We start from the raw sequence: 19,020 nt of genomic DNA, 5'->3' as shown, positions 1-19,020 counted from the left end.
CATCATCCTGCGCTAAATTTCCGTCTGATGGAAAGAAGCAGCAATAGAAATACAATTAACAACATCACAATCGTACCGCCCGGCGCCAAGTTCCATACTCCTGCAACGAGAAGACCGATCGTAACCGCAAGCTCTGCGATGACTACTACCGTGACTACCGATTGCCTGAAGCTTCTTGCGATGATCAGGCTGCAAGCCGCCGGAATGGTAAGCAGCGCGGATACTAATAGCGCTCCGACGATCTTGATCGACACGCTGATTACGAGCGCCGTAAGGACGCTTATCATGAAATTAAAATAACGCGTCGGCAAACCGCTTACGGCTGCTGCATCTTCGTCGAAGGTGAGCAGAAACAACTCCTTCGCATGAAGCGCTACTGCGAGTAGAACAACGACGGTTACAACTCCGATTAATATGAGATCTACCGAATCAAGCGTATAGATGCTGCCGAACAAATAACCGCTGACACTTACGTTAAAGCCTTTGCCCATTGTAAACAGCAACGATGCGAGCGCTACGCCGCCTGACATAATGATAGCGATTGACAGCTCTGCATAGGTCTTGTACGCTTTGCGCAGCTTCTCAATGGCGAAGGTAGCGGCAAGCGCGAATATAAGCCCCATCGCCACAGGGTAGACGCCGATCAGAAATCCAAGCGCAACCCCCGCTATCGAAACATGCGCTAACGTATCCCCGATCATGGAGAGTCTTCGCAAGACAAGAAAAAGGCCCATGAGCGGGGCCGTGATACCAATGAGCACGCCCCCGATCAGCGCCCTCTGAAAAAATTCACTCGTTACGATATCCACCTAAACGCCTACTTTCCCTCTCTCCATGGAATGACGCAGCTCTCGTAAGCTGTGCGTCAAATTCGTTTCCACACAATCCTCCAGATCATGGGAATGCTTCACGTAAAACTTGATTTTGCCGCATTGCTGCTTAGGCTGCTGACCCAAATAAGATCGGATCATCTCCATATCATGCGAAACCATCAGGAACGTAATGTTATGGTGCTGATGCATATGCTTGATCAGGTGGAAGAACCCTTCCTGTGTCTCCGAATCAATACCGACCGTCGGCTCATCCAGAATAAGCAGTGCGGGATTGTTGATGAGTGCGCGCGCCAGAAATGCACGCTGCTGTTGCCCTCCGGACAGCTGCCCGATTCGTTTGCCTGCCAAGTCCTCGATCTTCATCGCATGCAGTGCCTCGTCGCACTTGATCCCATCCGCCTTCGACACCCTCTTAAACAGCTTGTTGCGGCTGTATAAACCGGATAATACGACTTCGCGCACGGTGGCCGGGAAGAGCGGATTAAATGAATTCTTCTGCGGCACATAGCCGATTCGGTTCCAATCTCTAAACTGACCGACAGGCTCTCCGAACAGCTTGATCGACCCGTTTGTCGGTTTCAACAAACCTACGATCATACGCAACAGTGTCGTCTTCCCTGCACCGTTCGAGCCGATTAGCCCCACGAAGTCCCGCTCCTGGATCGAAAAACAGACATCATCGATGACCGGTTTTTGCTCATAGGCAAACGAGACATCGTTTAACTCGATGATCGGCTGATGGCATACAAATGGCTGTTGTTGCTGCTTTGTCTGCATCCTTGTTTCCTTCTTTCTATTGTAAGGCTTGAACTAAATTTTGCAAATTTGCCTTCATTAGAGAGAAGTAATCTTCTCCCTTGGCTTCCTGCTCCGGCGTAAGCCCTTCAAGCGGGTTAAGCACCATCGTGCTGACGTCGGCTTCTCTGGCAAGCGTCTTTGCTAACTCATCGGATACCAGCTCTTCGAAGAAGATATACTTGATTCCGTTGTCCTTCACATACTTGGCGATGCGCAGCAAATCCTGTGCCTTCGGCTCAGCATCAGGGGACAACCCCATTATAGCCACTTGTTTCAGTCCATAATCACGGGCCAAATATCCAAATGCCTGATGCGACGTAACAATATCTTTATGCGGTGCTGCGCTTAGCGCCTTCGTATACGAGTTATCCAGCTCCGTTAGCTTCGCTTGCAGCTTAGCATAGTTGGATTCGTAATCACTCTTGTGCGACTGATCTGCCGCAACGAAGCTATCCAGTACGGTCTTCGCCATAATAAGCATGGACTTCGGGCTCACCCACGTATGAGGATCGACATGATGGCTATGCTCATCGTCATCGTGACCTTCTTCCTCTGCCTCCTCCGGATTACCGGAGATCTTCACAATGTCCTTGCTTGCTTCTACGGTTATCACCTTCGTATCGCTCGGCAAGCCTTCCAAGAAGTCATCGACCCAGCCTTCTAAGCCTGCACCGTTATACAGAAACAGCTGCGCTTGCGAGGCCGTATCCAAGTCACGGCTCTTCGGACTCCAATCATGCGGCTCTACGCCGGCCGGAATCATATTAATGACATTCGTGCCGCTGCCTCCGATTTGCTCAGCGAGGAAGTAGAGCGGGTAGAAGCTTGTTACCACATTCAGTTTCCCTTCTACAAGCTTGCCTTTCGATGCGGAGCCGCAACCTGCGAGTATAAAAGCAAGAAATGCCAGCATAATCGCTGACAGTGCCATGGAACGGAATAATTTCGAATTCATGCGAACTGCACCTCTACTTCTCATAATCGTAAACATTACAATTTGATTATATAGACGCCTATATGCCCTGTCAACAAGCAACCGCCGGAGCATAGCGCTCCGGCGGTTCATCGTTCATGCTTATTTCACAATTGCGCCATTAGGCATATCTTCAGGCACAGTTGCCAGTGTCAATTGATCTCCGTGAGAAGCGGCGAGAATCATGCCTTGCGACATTTCGCCGCGCAGCTTAACCGGCTTCAGGTTGGTCACGCAAATGACTTTGCGTCCTACAAGCTGCTCCGGCGTGTAGAATTTGGCGATCCCGGAAACAACTTGGCGTTGCTCGAAACCGAGGTCCAGCTGCAGCTTCATCAGCTTATCTGCCTTTGGAATCGGCTCGGCAGCTATGACTTGCGCAACGCGCAGCTCAACCTTGGCGAACTCGTCAATGGCGATCTCTTCTTTCGCTGCAGGTGCTTCTGCCTCTGCTGAAGCAGATGGAGCGGCCTGAGCAGCTGGTGCAGCTGCAGTATCAGCAGCTGCCGGCTCGGCTTCCGCCGGCGCAGTACCGCCGCCCATCGATATCGCGATAAACGAAGTTTCCTCCGCTACGTCGAGGCGCGGGAAGATCGGATCGCCTTTCGCGACTTTCGTTCCGCCCGGGAATTGACCGAATTGCTTCGTGCTGTTCCAATCCGTTAACGCGCCTTCAGTAAGTCCAAGCTGAGCGCGGATCTTCAGCGGTGCATTCGTCAGGAACGGCTGCAGCAGAATCGAGATGATCCGGAGCGCTTCCGCCAAGTGGTGCATAACGGAAGCGAGCTCGCCGCGCTTCTCTTCGTTCTTAGCAAGCGTCCAAGGCTGGGTTTCATCGATATATTTGTTCGTGCGGCTGACAAGCTGCCAAATCGCAGTCAGGGCTACGGAGAACTCCATACGCTCCATTGCCGCTTCAACCTGCTCAGCTGTACCGACCGCCAGAGTAGACAATGTCTCATCGAACGCTGTTACATTGCCGTCATACGCTGGAACTTCGCCGCCGAAATACTTGTCTATCATCGCAATCGTCCGGTTTAGCAAGTTGCCGAGATCATTCGCAAGGTCAAAGTTGATTCGTTCCACGAAGTTCTCAGGTGTGAACGTACCATCCGCACCAAACGGCACTTCGCGCAGCAAGTAGTAACGGAGCGCATCAAGACCGTAACGGTCAATCAACGTTACCGGATCTACGACATTGCCTTTGGACTTCGACATTTTGCCATCCTTCATTAGAAGCCATCCGTGTGCGAAGACTTTCTTCGGAAGCGGCAGATCAAGCGCCATCAGCATGATCGGCCAATAGATCGTGTGGAAACGAACGATTTCTTTGCCGACCAGATGAACGTCAGCCGGCCAGAACTTGTCGTACTGGGACTGATTGTCTGACCCATAACCCATCGCCGTAATGTAGTTCGACAGCGCATCGATCCATACATACACGACATGTTTCGGATCGCCTTTTACTTTGACGCCCCAATCGAAGGTCGTACGGGACACCGCCAAGTCTTCCAGACCCGGCTTAATGAAGTTGTTGATCATTTCGTTCTTGCGGGATTCCGGCTGAATAAACTCCGGATTCTCTTCGTAGAACTGCAGCAAACGATCGGCGTACTTGCTCATCCGGAAGAAATAGCTCTCTTCCTTCACAAGCTCAACCGGACGTCCGCAATCCGGACAGTTTCCGTTCACCAGCTGACGCTCCAGGAAGAACGATTCGCATGGGGTACAGTACAAGCCTTCGTAGTTGCCTTTATAGATATCGCCTTGCTGCAGCAGCTGATCGAAGATTTGCTCCACGACTGTTTTATGGCGATCTTCGGTTGTACGAATGAAATCATCGTTGGAAATATCAAGCTTCTTCCAAAGCTCTTTAATCGTCACGACAATATCGTCGACAAACTGCTGAGGCGTTTTCCCTTTCTCCTGCGCTTTGCGTTCGATCTTCTGGCCGTGTTCGTCAGTACCCGTCAAATACCAAACGTCATAACCGCGCAGACGCTTGTAGCGGGCCATCGCATCGCCTGCCACCGTCGTATACGCATGACCGATATGGAGCTTATCGCTCGGATAATAGATGGGTGTCGTAATATAAAAGGTTGGTTTCGTCGTTTCACTCATTGTTTCTCGCTCCTTATTCGGGTTTAGTCTGAATCATAAACGCAAAAAAAGCTTCCATCCACTATGGGACGAAAGCTTGTCGCTAACGCGGTACCACCCAATTTTCTCTCCCCGACATGCTGCTCCGGAGAAAGCTTCATTAGAACCATCTGCCTGCACATGCAAAGCGATGGTCTTCAAACCGATAACGAGGTCAGTCGCCGCACCCTTACTTCAGCCACTAAATCCGGGGCTGAGCGCTCGAGCACGAGTTCTCCGGGACCATCTTCCAAAAGCTGCACCTTGCCGGCTTCCACCTGTCCCGGCTCTCTGGTTAGGTCATCTCTCTTGTACTTATCCGTTCATCGAACATCCTATTGGTAATGATTCTCTTGCGAAAACTATACCGAATCTTGCGTATCACTGTCAAGGCCGGCAGAAGCCTGCCTCTCTCGTTCTTCGCGGGTCGGCGGCACATAATCGATGCCTCCGGGATGAAACGGGTGACAGCGGCAAATGCGTTTGGCTGCCAGCCAGCTTCCGCGAAGCGGACCATGCTTATCGATCGCTTCCAGCGCATAGGCAGAACAGCTCGGATAGAAACGGCAGGTCGGCGGCTTGATCGGCGAAATAAACCGGCGGTATACGTGAATCGGTGCTTTAATGATCGCTCGCATGGCCGCAGCCTCCTTTTGTTCTATTTTGACCTAATTTCATCTTAACGTCAATTTAACATGCGCTTAAACACACCCCACACTAGCAATGTCGTAATTTTATAGTTAATATGTCATAGTAACGTATTTAACAGCGGTTTCAATTGTGTTAGGGTTAAACCATGTCGCATAATCAGAGCAAGAAAAACTGCGATCGCACGACATCATTACCCAAATCCAAGCAATAAACAGGAGGAATTTCTAAATGATTCGCGTAGGAATGCTTAGCTATTGGCATGTTCATGCCTGGGATTACACCAAACAAGTTCAAGGAAATCCAAACACAGAGATCGTAGCTGTATGGGATGAGCTGCCTAACCGCGGTCAAGAAAATGCGGACAAACTCGGCGTGCAATTCATTGCTGACCTGGATGAGCTGCTTGCACGCACAGATATCGACGCTGTCGTTGTGGATACACCAACTAACATGCACCGCGACGTAATGGTGAAAGCTGCACGCGCCGGCAAACATATTTTCACAGAGAAAGTTATTGCTCCAACGCTTAGCGAAGTAAACGAAATTATCGCTGCTGTTAATGAAGCAGGCGTGAAATTGACGGTTTCCCTTCCGCGGATCAATGATTCTTACACACTTGCTGCACAAGAAGTGCTTAGCAAAGGTCTGCTTGGCGAATTGACTCAAGTGCGCGTTCGCTTGTCCCACAACGGTGCGACAGCTGGCTGGCTGCCTGAGCATTTCTACAACTTGGAGCAATGCGGCGGCGGCGCTCTGATCGACCTGGGCTGCCACCCGGTTTACCTGACTCGTTTGTTCCTCGGCTTGCCTGAGAGCGTTAATGCGACTTTCGGTCACGTTACAGGCAAAGAAGTCGATGACAACACCGTTACAACATTGCGTTATGCAAACGGCGCATTCGGTATCGCGGAAGCGGGCTTCGTTAACGCGTGCTCCCCATTCTGCTTTGAAATCCACGGTACAGACGGATCGCTTCTATACGGCTTCCCGGATGAAGCGGTTCGCGTACGCAGCACTAAATCGGATTCGCCGCAAGAGTGGGTTACGATCGAGCAACCGGCTAACCGCATCCCTGCTTTCGATCAATGGGTAGGTCATATCTTGAATGACACAACTGCCGATGAGAACATCGCGCTTGCGATCGATCTGACGAAAATCATGGAAGCTTCCACGATTTCCGAGAACGAGAAACGTTCGGTATCCCTGTCCGAGCTGAAAAACTAAACAAAATTCCGAAGAAGGAGGTGGCAGCGCCTTGGCTAAACCGTTTACGTACTCCATCATGGCAACTCGCAGTGATGAAATAGATCGGCTGGACATTCAGTTCCGCTGGGGAGGGTATGGCTTTCGCGTGCTTCGCTGCCATCTCGCTACCTTCTCTCCGGGCAAAATCGTTCGCTTTCATAAGCATTCGGAATACGAGTTTCATTTCATTCCTCGCGGTAAAGGCACAGTTATTATGGAAGACACCGTCCACCAGCTGCATGAAGGGCTGTTTTATTTAACCGGTCCCAATGTACTCCATCAACAAGAAGCGGATGCCCGCGAAGCGATGGATGAACTGTGTCTGCATATCGATATCGTGCCGATCCAAGAAAGTGATGACGAGGAAAGCTGGGGAGATCCTTGGGAACGCCATGAGGCGGAGAATTGTATTCAGGCGCTCAACAATTTGCCGCTGCGTCCGCATGTCGACCAGTACAATGCAATGTCTTGGTTTCTGTCGGCTTACCGAGCTTGGACAGAAGGACAGCCTGGTGCCTTCTCTTCGATCAAGCAATCGATCATCCAGATCTTGCTTCGCGCATCGCGAATGTCGTCGGTGCCTAACGCTACCTTCAAGCCGCCGTCAAGGAATATGAATGAACACCGGTTCCGCATTGCCACCCAGTTTATTCATGACAACTACGCGCAGCCATTAACCCTTCAAGAAGTTGCTGAACGTATTCCAATTAGTGCAAGGCAGCTGCAGCGGATCTTCCGCGAGCAAGGTGAGGAATCATTTAGTGCGTATTTAGAAAACTACCGGCTCTCTCAAGTATGCTCCGCGATTATCGAAGGTCAGAATCCGATCGAGCATATTGCGCTTGAGCATGGTTTTGCCAGCAGCAATTATTTGTATTATGTCTTCAAGAAGCGGTTCAACATGACGCCGAGACAGTTCCGCATTCAGCATACGTCGGTGAAGTCGTCCGGAATGGACGAGAAGTTAAAGGAGATGAATCGAAGTTGACCACAACGAAGCCTATTCGAATTGGGATTATCGGAAGCGGCGGTATCGCACATGCTCATGTTCGGCAATATAAACAGTTACCGGGCGTTGAAATTGTTGCCGTCGCAGATGTCATTCCGGGCAAAGCCAAACAATTTACGGAATCGCTCTCATTGACAGATACGCAAGCTTTTGACAGTCACCGCAGTATGCTGGAATTGGATCTGGACGGAGTAAGCATTTGTACGCCTAACGTTTCGCATCATGCCACGACGGTCGATTCCCTTCGTGCCGGCAAACAAGTCCTGCTTGAGAAGCCGATGTCCGTTACACTTGCAGAAGCTGTTGACATGGTGCAAACAGCTCGCGAAACAGATCGCATGCTGACAATCGGCTTTCAGCCGCGCTATGACCCTAATATGAAGCTTGTACAGGACATCGTGCAGTCCGGCAAGCTCGGCAATGTCTATTACGTTGAAACCGGCGGCGGACGCAGACGCGGTATGCCTGGCGGCACATTCATCAGCAAAGCACTCGCTGGTGCAGGCGCAATGGCGGATATCGGCTGCTACTCGCTTGATATGGCCTTGAACGCACTTGGCTACCCGCGCCCGCTTACCGTTTCGGCTTTTACAAGCAATCATTTCGGCACGAACCCGCTCTATCATCCCGAAGCAAGCAAGTTTGAAGTGGAAGATTTCGGCGTTGCGATGGTCCGTTTCGAGAACGATCTCGTGCTTCAGTTCAAGATCTCTTGGGCGATGCATATGGACTCACTCGGCTCCACGATGTTCCTTGGCACAGATGGCGGCCTCAAAGTCACTCCTCATGGCACCGGCAACTGGTCCGGCGTTTGGGATGGCAAAGTCGGCAGCATGACGCTGTACCATGATTTCATGGGCCAGCAGACATCTACTCCTGTTCCTGCTATTGAGCACAATAAAGACCTGTTCTTCGAGAAAGTCCGCGACTTCGTGGATGCGATTCGCGAAGGCCGCCCTGCCCCGATCCCGGGCGAGCAAATTATGATTCAACAAGCGATTATCGACGGTGTTATTCGTTCCGCAGAGCAGCGGCGCGAAGTTGAAATCGTATTGCCTTGGTAAGCTGATAAGCTGCCTGCGCACGACAAAAAAGCCTGCAAGCCAGGTACCCGCTCTTCTCCAGAGCGTGTATCCAGCTTGCAGGCTTTTGTCTTACTTGCGGAATCCCGGCAACGGCAGGAACAACATCGCAACAGGCAAGTTGCTGCCCGCAGCTAAGGTGAATACCATTTCAACGGATTCTTCCGAATTGCCTGTACGGTACAATACGACCGCTTCCTTATTATCTTTAAGAATCGTTTCATTCGCGACGGTGACGACCTGACCATTAACCATAAAGGCTCCGGTATAGTATCCGCCTCTCGCATTAAGAGCAATCAGTGTATTAGGCGCTACATGCGGCAATCGCAGTTTATAAAGAACGCCGAAATTGCCAATGTTGTACTCTAATTGACCGCTTGTATCATCGATTCCGTCTAAATACGTGTCCAGCTTCTTATCGCCAAGCATGATACGCTGCGGCGTTTCACCCAGTGAGTCACTCAGATCAATATCACGGTCTGAATTGTAGAACGTACCTCTGACATGCTTGCCGTCCCGTGGCATAATAGTCAAATTCGGCAGCTCCGCAATCGGATTCTTGCCTGCAGCTACGACGACGATTTGGAAGGTCAGCTCTTGGTCGGCATAGATATCTGCATAAGCCGACAGAACTTCCATGATTTTCATCGGCGTTTTCGAAATCTCAGGTAGAATCTCCTTCGTTTCATGCGGTCTGATCGTTAACCATCGTGGAGAAGGATTCTCGCCAATTGACTTCAAGTAACGCACGGTAGAAAGCTTACCGGTGTTGACTACATAGGGATCCGGTCCGCCGATTCCCATTGAGCTTGTGCTTACATTAACCGGTGTCCCGTTGTTGTTTGTGGCAAGCAGGTACATCTTGACCGGATAGCCGATGTTGTTCACATTATGGAACATGAATCGAACTTGCCCTGTTAGCTGTGCCTCGTAAGCAATCCCCTCTTGAAGCAGCGTCTCCGGGCTGTTGCTGCGCACCATCTGAGCCGATTCCGATTGGAAAGTATACGTCAATGCCGGAATATTCAGCACGGAATTGCTGTCGATGCTGAATTTATCACCGATTTTGGTAAACAACTTATTATATTCATCCCGTGTGTAGAGCACTTCCGGCGTCACCGTAACCGTCTTCGTAACGGAATGTACCATGCCATGACGATCCTCTACCTCAAGCGTAACTTGCTTATCGCCGGCGTCGAAGAATGCCTTATCATTGCCTGTCCATGTACGACGAACAATATCGTTCTCATCATCCGTACTTTGATCGATATAGGTAATATTCTCACCAATACGGTAGCTGGATCGTTCTGTCGTAAAGTCGGCAACAGGCGCCTGATTCGGCGGTTTAACTTCGACGGTTACAGAGAATGGATCGCTCCATAAACCGTTAATATCTTGTACCTGTCTCGTAATGGTATAGATCCCCGCTTCCGGGAACACATCCATACGACCTTCATATCGTTCGTCGACGAAGGGTGCGTCCGTGTAGTTAATCGAACGATCGATGTACGCTACCGTTGTTTGGCCTGCATAAATTTCAGTCGGCTGTACCTCGAAGAACGCTTTAGGTTTCTTCGGAACGACAACGGTATTCCATGACAACGAAATTTGCTTCCCTGCTACTGCAATCGCGCTGTCTGTAAGCACGCCCCATGAACGAAGCGGTACCATGAGGGAACCATTCAGAATAAACGGCTTCCCTGTCAGCTTAACAGGCGTTCCGCCGCGATAAGCATACAAGCTTCCAAGCTTGAAACGAAGGACATTCGAAGCGCCGGTTGCGATCGATTCCTTCTTCTTCGCATCATACGAGATAGTATACCCGTAACGGGATGCAATGGAGCTAAACGGAATAAATGTGGTATCTTTAATTGCTGTAACCGGCTGTGAGGATTGGTATGACTTCCCATTATGCTTCATTACCTTGCTTCCGATTTGCAAAATAAGCGTATCTGAGGCACCTTGAGCCGATGCCGTTTCGCTAGTAATGGTGGAGAATGGGAATATCAGGAACGATAAGATCAGTATCCATTTCAACGATTTCATGCTGCGTCTCCTTTGTTCTCTCTTAGTTGCAGACAGCGTAATTCGAAATGCGTGCTGCTGCTGTTTTGCCAGCCGCTGTTGTCACGTTAAACGTAACCGAGACCGGAAAGGTTGCGGGAGATTGGGAAGAGACAAGCTTTAGACACATCTGCGGAATCGTCGGTTAACCATTTACTCGCATGTTAATTAAGAAGAAAGTAGCCATCCCGATAAATGCTAGAATCGTTAAAATGGCTACAACCATTCGAACCTTCTTGGCTTTAATAATTCGCCCTACATCCGGCTGTTGCTTGGCCAGCGTTACGGAACGATGTACGAATAAAAATACGATTGCGAGCGTTACAAATACCATATTGGTTAAAAACCACAATTGCTGCCACATGCTTGTTACCTCTCCTAACCTTTCGCTTATGCATACTAGAGTAGACTAACGGAATCGGAACGAGATTGCAAACATTGGCGGCTGCGATTATCATGAAGAAACGGCAATAATTGAAAAGGATGATGAATGAAATGGTGCTGCAAGCAACTTCGGAAGCCGCTGTATTCCCAGGCTTTTCCGCAACTGATTTTGATGTCTTCGACGTCCCGGGCCTAGAAGCCCGCATGTCGTTATTAATTGAACGAATCCGGCCGAAGCTGCACGAGCTGGGCGAGCGGCTGTCTCCTTTCTTAACGGAGCTGTGCGCTGAGCCGATGTTCCCGCACGTTGCCAAACATGCACGCAGAACGATTAATCCGCCGAATGATACGTGGATCGCTTTCGCCCCGGGCAAGCGTGGTTATAAAATGTTCCCGCATTTCCAAATCGGACTGTTTGGCTCGCATCTCTTCGTGCAATTTGCCATTATTTACGAGTCTGATAACAAGTCGGTGTTTGCCGAGCACGCACTGAACCAATTGGACGACATTGCCAAGCATATCCCTGCCCATTATGTATGGTCCGGCAACCATATGGTACCCGGCGGAGATACGCAAGGCGAGCTTGGCGATGCCGGCCTTGTACAGCTGCTCCAGCGTCTTCGTACGGTGAAAGCCTCCGAGGCGCTCTGCGGCATCATTATCGACCGCAACGACCCGATCCTGCTGGACGGCGAAGCATTCATTCATAAAGTGAAGGAAACGTTTACGACAGTACTGCCGCTTTATAAAATGTCCTTCTAATACGTAACCTCAGCTAGGGCTGATTCCTTGTGTTCTTGCCCGAACATGCCGGAGTCAGCCCTTCTCGTTTCTTCTAGAGCCTAATCGATATTCCTGCGGCGATAATGTGGTCCACCGCTTGAACTGCCTGCTGAATGCACTTAATGAGGCAAAGCCAAGCATCTCGCCGATCGTTTCTACAGCATGTCTGGATTGCACCAGCAGCTCCTCAGCTTTCCGTTGTTTCATCAGACCCAAGAAGCGTTTCGGTGCAATGCCATACACCTTCTTGAATACCTCGTTACAATGACTCCGACTTACGAATAGCTGCTTTGAAATCTGATTAATTTCCATATTGGTATATACAGCCTCAAGGAGCTTCTGTTGAATGACATGAGCCAGCTCGACCTCGGAGGCATGAAGTAGTTTGCGGCTAACTTGCACGCCGTTGCCGGCTTGCAGCATTGTTGTCAGTTCTAGAGCATACAGGACCAGCCGCTGAACAGAGAGTTGAATGTTGTACTTTGCGAGTACGTCATAGTTATCAACATTCACGGCTGGTGGAGCATGCATAATGTCAGTTTCAGATGTATGATTTCGCTTGATATGACCGAGAAGATCAGCGAACTCCTCCTGCAATCGATCGATTCGCTGTGACAGATGAACATAGTTCATATCTTTCAGTGCATGGGTCAGCTCCGGGTCTTCGATGCCGAAATGGACGGAGAAATATACGAAGCCAAGGTTTGATTCATTAATCGTACTATGCTTGACCCCTGGACCAATTAGCAGCCAATCCCCCGTAGACATCACCACAGGTTCCCCGTGAATCCACTCTGTCAATTGTCCGTTATAACAGTGAAGAAGTTCATACCCACTGTGCTCGTGGAGCTGATAGGACCAACCTGCATCGACTTCTCTTAAATGACAATCGGAGACAGCAATTACGCTGCGCAGCATACGAAAGTGAAATGGAATAACCATGAGTAATCGACCTCTTCATCGTATAATGATCAATTCAATGATGTATTCGTTGCTTATTCTCCTCATTCTAACGACAAATGGTCAAATTGCAACGTGTTTTCGCCATAGTCTCTTCACCTTTAATGACCGTACAATAGGTTTATCAAGCGCTGAGGAGAGAAGCCGCTATGCAGGTTCATCTAAGTGAAGAACAGCTTGAATTTTATAAACGCCATCATTATGTACATCTGCGCAATGTAGTACCTGAGCAGGCTCTGAAGCTGGCAGAACGGATTATTAGCAATTGGGTCGATGATCTTGTGGAATCTTGGTCTGAACAGAAGCTGATTACCGATAAGAAACAAGAGCTGGACTTTCAGCATCGTCTCGTTCAGTTGTGGCATGACGCCGGGAAGCCCAAGTATGGCCGAAGCCCTCGCCGTGACCTCGTGGGCAGGGACATGTACGACTTCTTGAAAGATTCTGCGCTGCTCGATATTGCGCAGCAGCTGCTCGAAACAGAGGACGTTTCCGTTCACGGCATATTCAATGCCAGACCGAAGCTGCCGGACCAGAAGTGGACGGATACCCCTTGGCATCAGGACGCTCAATATTACCGCGACGCCGAGAACACTCACGTCGTATCCATATGGATGCCGCTGCAGCGTGTAACCGAATTTAACAGCTGTCTGCAGGTCGCGCCCGGTTTCTTCGACCGAACGTTGCTGGATGGCGTTATCGACGAGGAGACGAACTTTCTGGGGCTTAAGCGCGAGGATGCCGATAAGCTTACCGCACTTTCCGTAGAGATGCAGCGTGGGGATGCCCTTTGTTTCACCCAGCTCCTCCCCCACCGAGCGCTGCCGAACCAATCGGACGCCGTACGCTGGTCCATGGATATCCGCTATGAAGCGACGTCGGTCGCAACGGAAAGCGGCAAAGCACAAGGCTTCATTGCCAGAAGCCCAGTGCATCCGGAAAGCGAAGCATCCTATGAACAGTGGCTGAGTCAGTGGACGGCAATTCCTGCCGGGAGTTATTGATAGAATTGAACAAAGCCTTACGTCCATGATGGACGTAAGGCTTTGTTCATGAATTCAATAATTTAAGCAGCTACTGCCTTCTTAGCAGCCACGCGTTGGCGTTTCGCTTTACGGAAGAAGAACAGCTCATAGATACAAGGGATGATAAGCAGTGTAAGCAATGTTGCCGCAGCCAAACCACCGATAACCACGATCGCTAAGCTTTGCGATACGATGCTTCCACTCTCAGATGAACCGAAGACGAGCGGCAGCATAGCCGAGATCGTTGCGATTGCCGTCATGAGAATTGGGCGAGCACGCGTTACCGCTGCTTCTACCAATGCTTCACGGATACCCATCCGTTGTTCGTTCTGTTTCACGCGGTCAATCAGAACGATCGCGTTCGTGACCACGATACCGACGAGCATGAGCGCTCCGAACACCGCCGTGAAGTCAGGCGATACGTTCGATACGAGCAAGGCTACGACTGCTCCGATTGCTGCAAGCGGAAGCGAGCACAGAATGGCAAGCGGTGCACGCAAGGTTTTGAATGTGACTACCATGATCAAGTATACGATACCGATCGCAACCAGCATGATGATACCCAAATCCGCGAAGTCTGCCGATTGATCTGCAGATGCGCCGCCAACGGTGAACGTTACACCTTCAGCTGCTTTAAGAGCATCCACTTTCTTCGTAATTTCTTTACCTACGATCGACAATTGACTAGGATCTACATCAGCCGTTACACGAACATAAGCTTTGCCGTCTTTATGATAGAATACGCTAGGCTGTTCGCTCTTCACAAGCTTAGCAACGGAAGAAACCTTAGCAGGGCCTTGTGCTGTCATAACAGTCAATTCATTCAGGTCGTTTTCCGATTTCGGATCCGCAAGCGGTTGAAGAATGACGTTAGTTGTACGATCATCGATATTCACAGTACCCAGTGGAATTGGATTCATCATCCCCTGAAGTTGTTGTGCAATCTCTTGACCGTTTGATTTCAAAGGATCCACTTGGAACGTGAACACAGGTTTCATTTGCTCTTGATTCGATTTCACTTTGATGACATCTTTGACCGGTTTAATGGCAGCCATCACTTGCTCTGCACCTTTGGAGATCGCATCGAGATCATCGCCGGATACGTCAACCACAACCTGAGTGGAGCTTCCGCCGCCGGCAAAATCCATTGCCCCCGCATTCAGATCTGCTCCCGGATAGGAGGAGCGCTGACCTTTCACATCACTGATCAGCTTCTCAGCGTCTGCGCCTTCCTTCATATCAACCAAGTAAGTAACCAAGGTAGGAGAAGTTACCTCACCGTATTGCGCCCCATCTGCGCTGTTCCCGTTCTGCATGAGAACCCAGTCAATATCGTTACGATCGTTCAAGAATGTCTCAAGCTTGCGACCTTCTGCGATTACTTTATCAGTCGGCGTATCGCTCGAATATTCCAACGTTACGGATAAGTTCGCTGCGTTGGAGGAATCAATAGCCCCTTTAGGCATCGACATGTACGCACCAACAGAACCAACAAGCAGCAGGACGGCAATGACAAGCGGAACCCATTTATGCTGCAAGTTCCAGTTTAAGAAATTGGCAAAACGTTTGGAGCCTTCGTGCTCCTTCATCTTCGTGTTACGCAGCAGCACCGCGCTTAGAATCGGTACTACCGTTAGAGCAACCAGCAAGGATGCTAGGAGCGAGTAACTTACGGTTAATGCAAATGGCAGCAGGAACGCTTGAAGCGAACCGCGCAGAAGTCCCATTGGCAGGAATACGGCTACTGTCACAAGCGTGGAAGACGTAATCGCTGTTGCAACTTCCTTCGTTGCGTCCATGACAAGACCAACCGAGAACGTTTCTTTCTGCAAGCGGCGATAGATATTCTCGATGACGACGATACTGTCATCCACGAGACGGCCAACCGCAACCGCAACACCGCCGAGCGTAATAATGTTAAGCGTTACGCCGGATACTTGAAGCAAGTAAAGTGTAATACCAAGCGAGAGCGGAATCGATACGATTGTCACAAGCGTAGCTCTCAGATTACGCATGAACAGCAGGATTACGATTGTTGCGAACAGTGCGCCCATCAATACTTCACGAAGCATCGAGTTTACGGAATGTACAACTTGCTCCGATGTGCTCGAAAGCACTTTGATTTCGACGCCTTTCATATCCTTGTTCAGACGCTCTACTTCGGCATTCACACCGTCGCCGACTTTAACGGCATTGGCATCCGCTGTTTTGGAAATCGTGAGCATGAGCACATTCTTGCCATCCAGGCTGCTGATGCTCTCTTGCTCGGTTTGAGCTTCCACTTTAGCAACATCGCCAAGCGTTACGCCTGCTGCTACCGGAAGCTTGCGAAGCGTATCCAGATCGTTAATCGCCGCTTCCACATTGATGTTGCCGGAAGCGCCATCGATTGTTTTCTCGCCAATGGAAGCCGCAACGCCGCGGCCTTGAAGCACGCCCATAAGAGAAGCGAACGGAACGCCTTTCTCTGCCAGCTTAGCCGAATCCGGAATAACGGAGATATTGGGGTTCGATTTGCCGCCAAGCGACACATCGCCTGCGCCATCTACTTTCTTAAAGGCGTTAATCAGGTCTTTCTCCATTTTCTCACGGTCTTTCGCCGCTACTCCATCTAAGTTAATGGATACCCAAGAGATTGGAATCATGGATGTGTTGAATTGTACAACGTACGGAGGCATAACGCGCTCCGGCAATTGAACCGAGCGAATCGCCGCTTCAACCTCCGCTTTTGCTTCTTTCATGTTTGTTTTGGAATCGAAAGCTAAGTCGATTTTGGAGAATCCGTTACCGGAGGATGACGTCATGAGGCTCTTGCCTTTCACGAACTGTACCGCTTCCTCCAGTTTGGCTGTAACGCCGGTTTCCATCGATTTGGCATCATAACCAGGTCCGATTGCTGCAATCGTAACCATCGGATTATCAGCTTCAGGCAAGAACTCCATCGGAAGCCTGTAGTAGCTGATTACCCCCATCACGAGTGCCATTAGCACTACGAGTTTCATAGCGGCTTTATTGTTAAAAGCCCATTTGGTAATAAACTGCATTTCTACCTTTTCCCCTTTCATATGGTTCTCCTCAGAACTCCTTGTTAAAGAATACCTTTTTCAGATAGGGGATGTAAACGTCTGTAGACCAGTATTTATCCCCGACCTAAGGCGGAGGCGGAAGTAAGTCTTCGGACAAAATGAGTGATTACTCACTTTACAGAAAGATCTTATTAGGAGTAAAATAAATGTGAGTGATCACTCATTTTCAAGCGAGGATGTGAGCCCAAATGACTAATTTATCAACCTCAGCTTCACCTGCTCCGGTTGTCGATGTGCGCTCCGTTACACGACGCTTCGGCAGCAAAACCGTTCTGGACGACATCTCCTTGCAAGTAGAACGCGGCGAATTGTTCGGCCTGCTTGGTCCTTCCGGCTCCGGCAAAACAACGCTGATTAAGCTCATCACCGGTATAGATAAAGCCGACGGAGGTTCTGTCTACATGCTGGGCGAGCAGATGCCGAAGCTGTCGATGCTTCAGCGCTTCGGCTATATGGCGCAGTCGGATGCGCTGTATAACGAACTTACAGCCAAGGAGAATTTGACGTTCTTCGCTTCCTTGTACGGACTTAAAGGTCCGCGCATGATGCAGCGGATCGAAGCTGCGATGACGATCGTCAATCTCCAAGATGATCTGAACAAGACCGTTGCTGCTTATTCCGGCGGGATGAAACGGCGCCTGTCGCTAGCCCTCTCCTTGCTGCACGAGCCGGAGCTGCTCGTTCTCGATGAGCCAACGGTCGGCATTGACCCCGTATTACGGCAGTCGATTTGGAAGGAGCTTGGCGAAATGCGCAAACGAGGTACAACGATTGTACTTACGACGCATGTCATGGATGAAGCAGACAAATGCGATCGACTGGGACTCATCCGAGACGGCAAGCTGACTGCACTCGGTACTCCGGACGCAATCAAAGCAAGCAGTGGCAGCTCGACGATCGAGGAAGCTTTTATCGTATATGGCGGAGGTGTTCGCGAATGAGGATCAGAGCGCTTGCCATTCGAATCATCCGTCAATTTGTTCGGGACAAACGAACGCTGGCACTCCTGTTTCTAGCTCCGCTGCTTATTCTTACATTAATGAAGCTTGTATTTAACGGAAACACGGTAGAACCTCAGATCGGCGCTGTACAAATCCCGGCCGCTATCGTTGAACGGCTGGAGAAGGCCGATGCTGAAGTAACGACTTACGATACGGCTGCGGCAGCTGAGCAGGCACTCCAAGACGGAGATCTGGACGCAGTGCTTTCACTTGGCGGCGGAGGAAAACCTGCGATTACCCTGGAAGGAAGCGACCCCGCTTCAAGTAAAATGGTGCTGCTCCTGCTGCAGCGCATGATGGGTGCTGATATGCCTGCAGTTCAGCCATCGATTACGTATTTGCACGGCAGCGAGGACATGGCCTCCTTCGATTCCTTCGGGCCTGTATTGATCGGCTTCTTCTCGTTCTTCTTCGTCTTCATGCTGGCAGGCGTATCCTTCCTCAGAGAACGAACAAGCGGCACATTGGAGCGTCTGCTGGCTACGCCGATTCGGCGCTCAGAAGTCGTACTCGGATATTTATCCGGCTTCGGTTTATTTACACTGCTTCAAGCAGCGTTGATTGCATGGTTTGCCATTAACGTCCTTGGCCTCTATATGGATGGGTCCATCTGGCTCGTGCTCATGATGAACCTGCTTTTATCGTTAACCGCGCTGACGCTAGGAACGCTCTTGTCTTCTTTTGCAAGCAACGAGTTTCAGATCATCCAGTTCATTCCGCTTGTCGTCGTGCCTCAAGTCTTCTTCTCGGGCTTGTTCAACTTAGATTCCATGGCACCTTGGCTGCAGAAGCTAAGTACCATCATGCCGCTCTATTACGGGGCAGATGCGATGCGAGGCATTATGATTCGAGGCGAGGGCTGGAGCGATATTCAGCTGGATGTCTACGTGCTCGTAGGGTTCTCGACTGTCTTTGCCTTGCTGAACGTACTTGCACTAAAGAAACACCGTGCCATTTAATCCGATCACACTTCTGTGATATCATCAA

At 50.1% G+C, this 19,020-nt stretch carries 16 protein-coding genes; 7 read left to right on the top strand and 9 right to left on the bottom strand.

Features of this window, described 5'->3' with window-relative positions:
- Positions 1 to 2: 2 nt before the first annotated feature.
- The 5 genes from AC0YNS_RS01425 to yidD all read right to left on the bottom strand — a co-directional run bounded on the left by AC0YNS_RS01425 (position 3) and on the right by yidD (position 5,381).
- Positions 3 to 809, bottom strand: coding sequence for a metal ABC transporter permease (locus AC0YNS_RS01425; protein WP_090976949.1), 807 nt, complete (start codon positions 807 to 809; stop codon positions 3 to 5).
- Entirely contained in the window at positions 810 to 1,610 is an 801-nt protein-coding gene (locus AC0YNS_RS01420) for a metal ABC transporter ATP-binding protein (protein WP_475779296.1), read from the bottom strand.
- A gap of 16 nt (positions 1,611 to 1,626) precedes the next feature.
- On the bottom strand, positions 1,627 to 2,586 hold the full coding sequence (locus AC0YNS_RS01415; protein WP_475779295.1) for a metal ABC transporter solute-binding protein, Zn/Mn family: 960 nt from the start codon (positions 2,584 to 2,586) through the stop codon (positions 1,627 to 1,629).
- Between the two features lie 120 nt (positions 2,587 to 2,706).
- Positions 2,707 to 4,725, bottom strand: coding sequence for a methionine--tRNA ligase (metG, locus tag AC0YNS_RS01410; protein ID WP_475779294.1), 2,019 nt, complete (start codon positions 4,723 to 4,725; stop codon positions 2,707 to 2,709).
- A gap of 380 nt (positions 4,726 to 5,105) precedes the next feature.
- Complete coding sequence (gene yidD, locus AC0YNS_RS01405; RefSeq protein WP_475779293.1) at positions 5,106 to 5,381, bottom strand: membrane protein insertion efficiency factor YidD; 276 nt, start codon at positions 5,379 to 5,381, stop codon at positions 5,106 to 5,108.
- Positions 5,382 to 5,622: 241 nt separating this feature from the next.
- On the opposite strand from yidD, the gene AC0YNS_RS01400 reads away from it, so the two are divergent.
- Genes AC0YNS_RS01400 through AC0YNS_RS01390 form a run of 3 tightly spaced genes read left to right on the top strand, consistent with a single transcriptional unit; the run spans position 5,623 to position 8,712 of the window.
- Positions 5,623 to 6,618 carry a Gfo/Idh/MocA family protein gene (locus AC0YNS_RS01400; RefSeq protein WP_090976959.1) on the top strand — a complete coding sequence of 332 codons (996 nt, stop codon included), beginning with the start codon at positions 5,623 to 5,625 and terminating at the stop codon, positions 6,616 to 6,618.
- Between the two features lie 31 nt (positions 6,619 to 6,649).
- Positions 6,650 to 7,627: an AraC family transcriptional regulator gene (locus tag AC0YNS_RS01395; protein WP_256208365.1), complete on the top strand. Its 978-nt coding sequence runs from the start codon at positions 6,650 to 6,652 to the stop codon at positions 7,625 to 7,627.
- Positions 7,624 to 8,712 carry a Gfo/Idh/MocA family protein gene (locus AC0YNS_RS01390; RefSeq protein WP_090976961.1) on the top strand — a complete coding sequence of 363 codons (1,089 nt, stop codon included), beginning with the start codon at positions 7,624 to 7,626 and terminating at the stop codon, positions 8,710 to 8,712. The genes AC0YNS_RS01395 and AC0YNS_RS01390 overlap by 4 nt, the downstream gene beginning before the upstream one ends.
- Before the next feature lie 90 nt (positions 8,713 to 8,802).
- On the opposite strand, the gene AC0YNS_RS01385 is transcribed toward AC0YNS_RS01390, so the two are convergent.
- Entirely contained in the window at positions 8,803 to 10,776 is a 1,974-nt protein-coding gene (locus AC0YNS_RS01385) for a stalk domain-containing protein (protein ID WP_475779292.1), read from the bottom strand.
- A gap of 163 nt (positions 10,777 to 10,939) precedes the next feature.
- A complete protein-coding gene (locus AC0YNS_RS01380) occupies positions 10,940 to 11,158 on the bottom strand; it encodes a hypothetical protein (RefSeq protein WP_475779291.1) in 219 nt (72 codons plus the stop codon).
- 131 nt (positions 11,159 to 11,289) lie between these two features.
- Between AC0YNS_RS01380 and AC0YNS_RS01375 the strand changes: the two genes are divergently transcribed.
- Complete coding sequence (locus tag AC0YNS_RS01375; protein ID WP_475779290.1) at positions 11,290 to 11,940, top strand: YktB family protein; 651 nt, start codon at positions 11,290 to 11,292, stop codon at positions 11,938 to 11,940.
- Between the two features lie 54 nt (positions 11,941 to 11,994).
- On the opposite strand, the gene AC0YNS_RS01370 is transcribed toward AC0YNS_RS01375, so the two are convergent.
- Complete coding sequence (locus tag AC0YNS_RS01370) at positions 11,995 to 12,903, bottom strand: helix-turn-helix domain-containing protein (protein ID WP_475779289.1); 909 nt, start codon at positions 12,901 to 12,903, stop codon at positions 11,995 to 11,997.
- A 167-nt stretch (positions 12,904 to 13,070) separates the two neighbouring features.
- Between AC0YNS_RS01370 and AC0YNS_RS01365 the strand changes: the two genes are divergently transcribed.
- Positions 13,071 to 13,925: a phytanoyl-CoA dioxygenase family protein gene (locus AC0YNS_RS01365; protein WP_475779288.1), complete on the top strand. Its 855-nt coding sequence runs from the start codon at positions 13,071 to 13,073 to the stop codon at positions 13,923 to 13,925.
- Between the two features lie 62 nt (positions 13,926 to 13,987).
- Here the strand turns inward: AC0YNS_RS01365 and AC0YNS_RS01360 are convergent, their stop codons facing one another.
- Positions 13,988 to 17,011: an efflux RND transporter permease subunit gene (locus tag AC0YNS_RS01360; protein WP_475779287.1), complete on the bottom strand. Its 3,024-nt coding sequence runs from the start codon at positions 17,009 to 17,011 to the stop codon at positions 13,988 to 13,990.
- A 209-nt stretch (positions 17,012 to 17,220) separates the two neighbouring features.
- On the opposite strand from AC0YNS_RS01360, the gene AC0YNS_RS01355 reads away from it, so the two are divergent.
- Both AC0YNS_RS01355 and AC0YNS_RS01350 read left to right on the top strand, forming a co-directional pair.
- Positions 17,221 to 17,973 carry an ABC transporter ATP-binding protein gene (locus tag AC0YNS_RS01355; RefSeq protein WP_475779286.1) on the top strand — a complete coding sequence of 251 codons (753 nt, stop codon included), beginning with the start codon at positions 17,221 to 17,223 and terminating at the stop codon, positions 17,971 to 17,973.
- Complete coding sequence (locus AC0YNS_RS01350) at positions 17,970 to 18,992, top strand: ABC transporter permease (RefSeq protein ID WP_475779285.1); 1,023 nt, start codon at positions 17,970 to 17,972, stop codon at positions 18,990 to 18,992. Before AC0YNS_RS01355 ends, AC0YNS_RS01350 begins: the two co-directional genes overlap by 4 nt.
- Positions 18,993 to 19,020: the final 28 nt, after the last annotated feature.

This window comes from Paenibacillus sp. J22FR21 (genome assembly GCF_056269135.1).
Note: the sequence above shows the minus strand (reverse complement) of the source record. Positions and strands in the feature narration are given on the sequence as shown.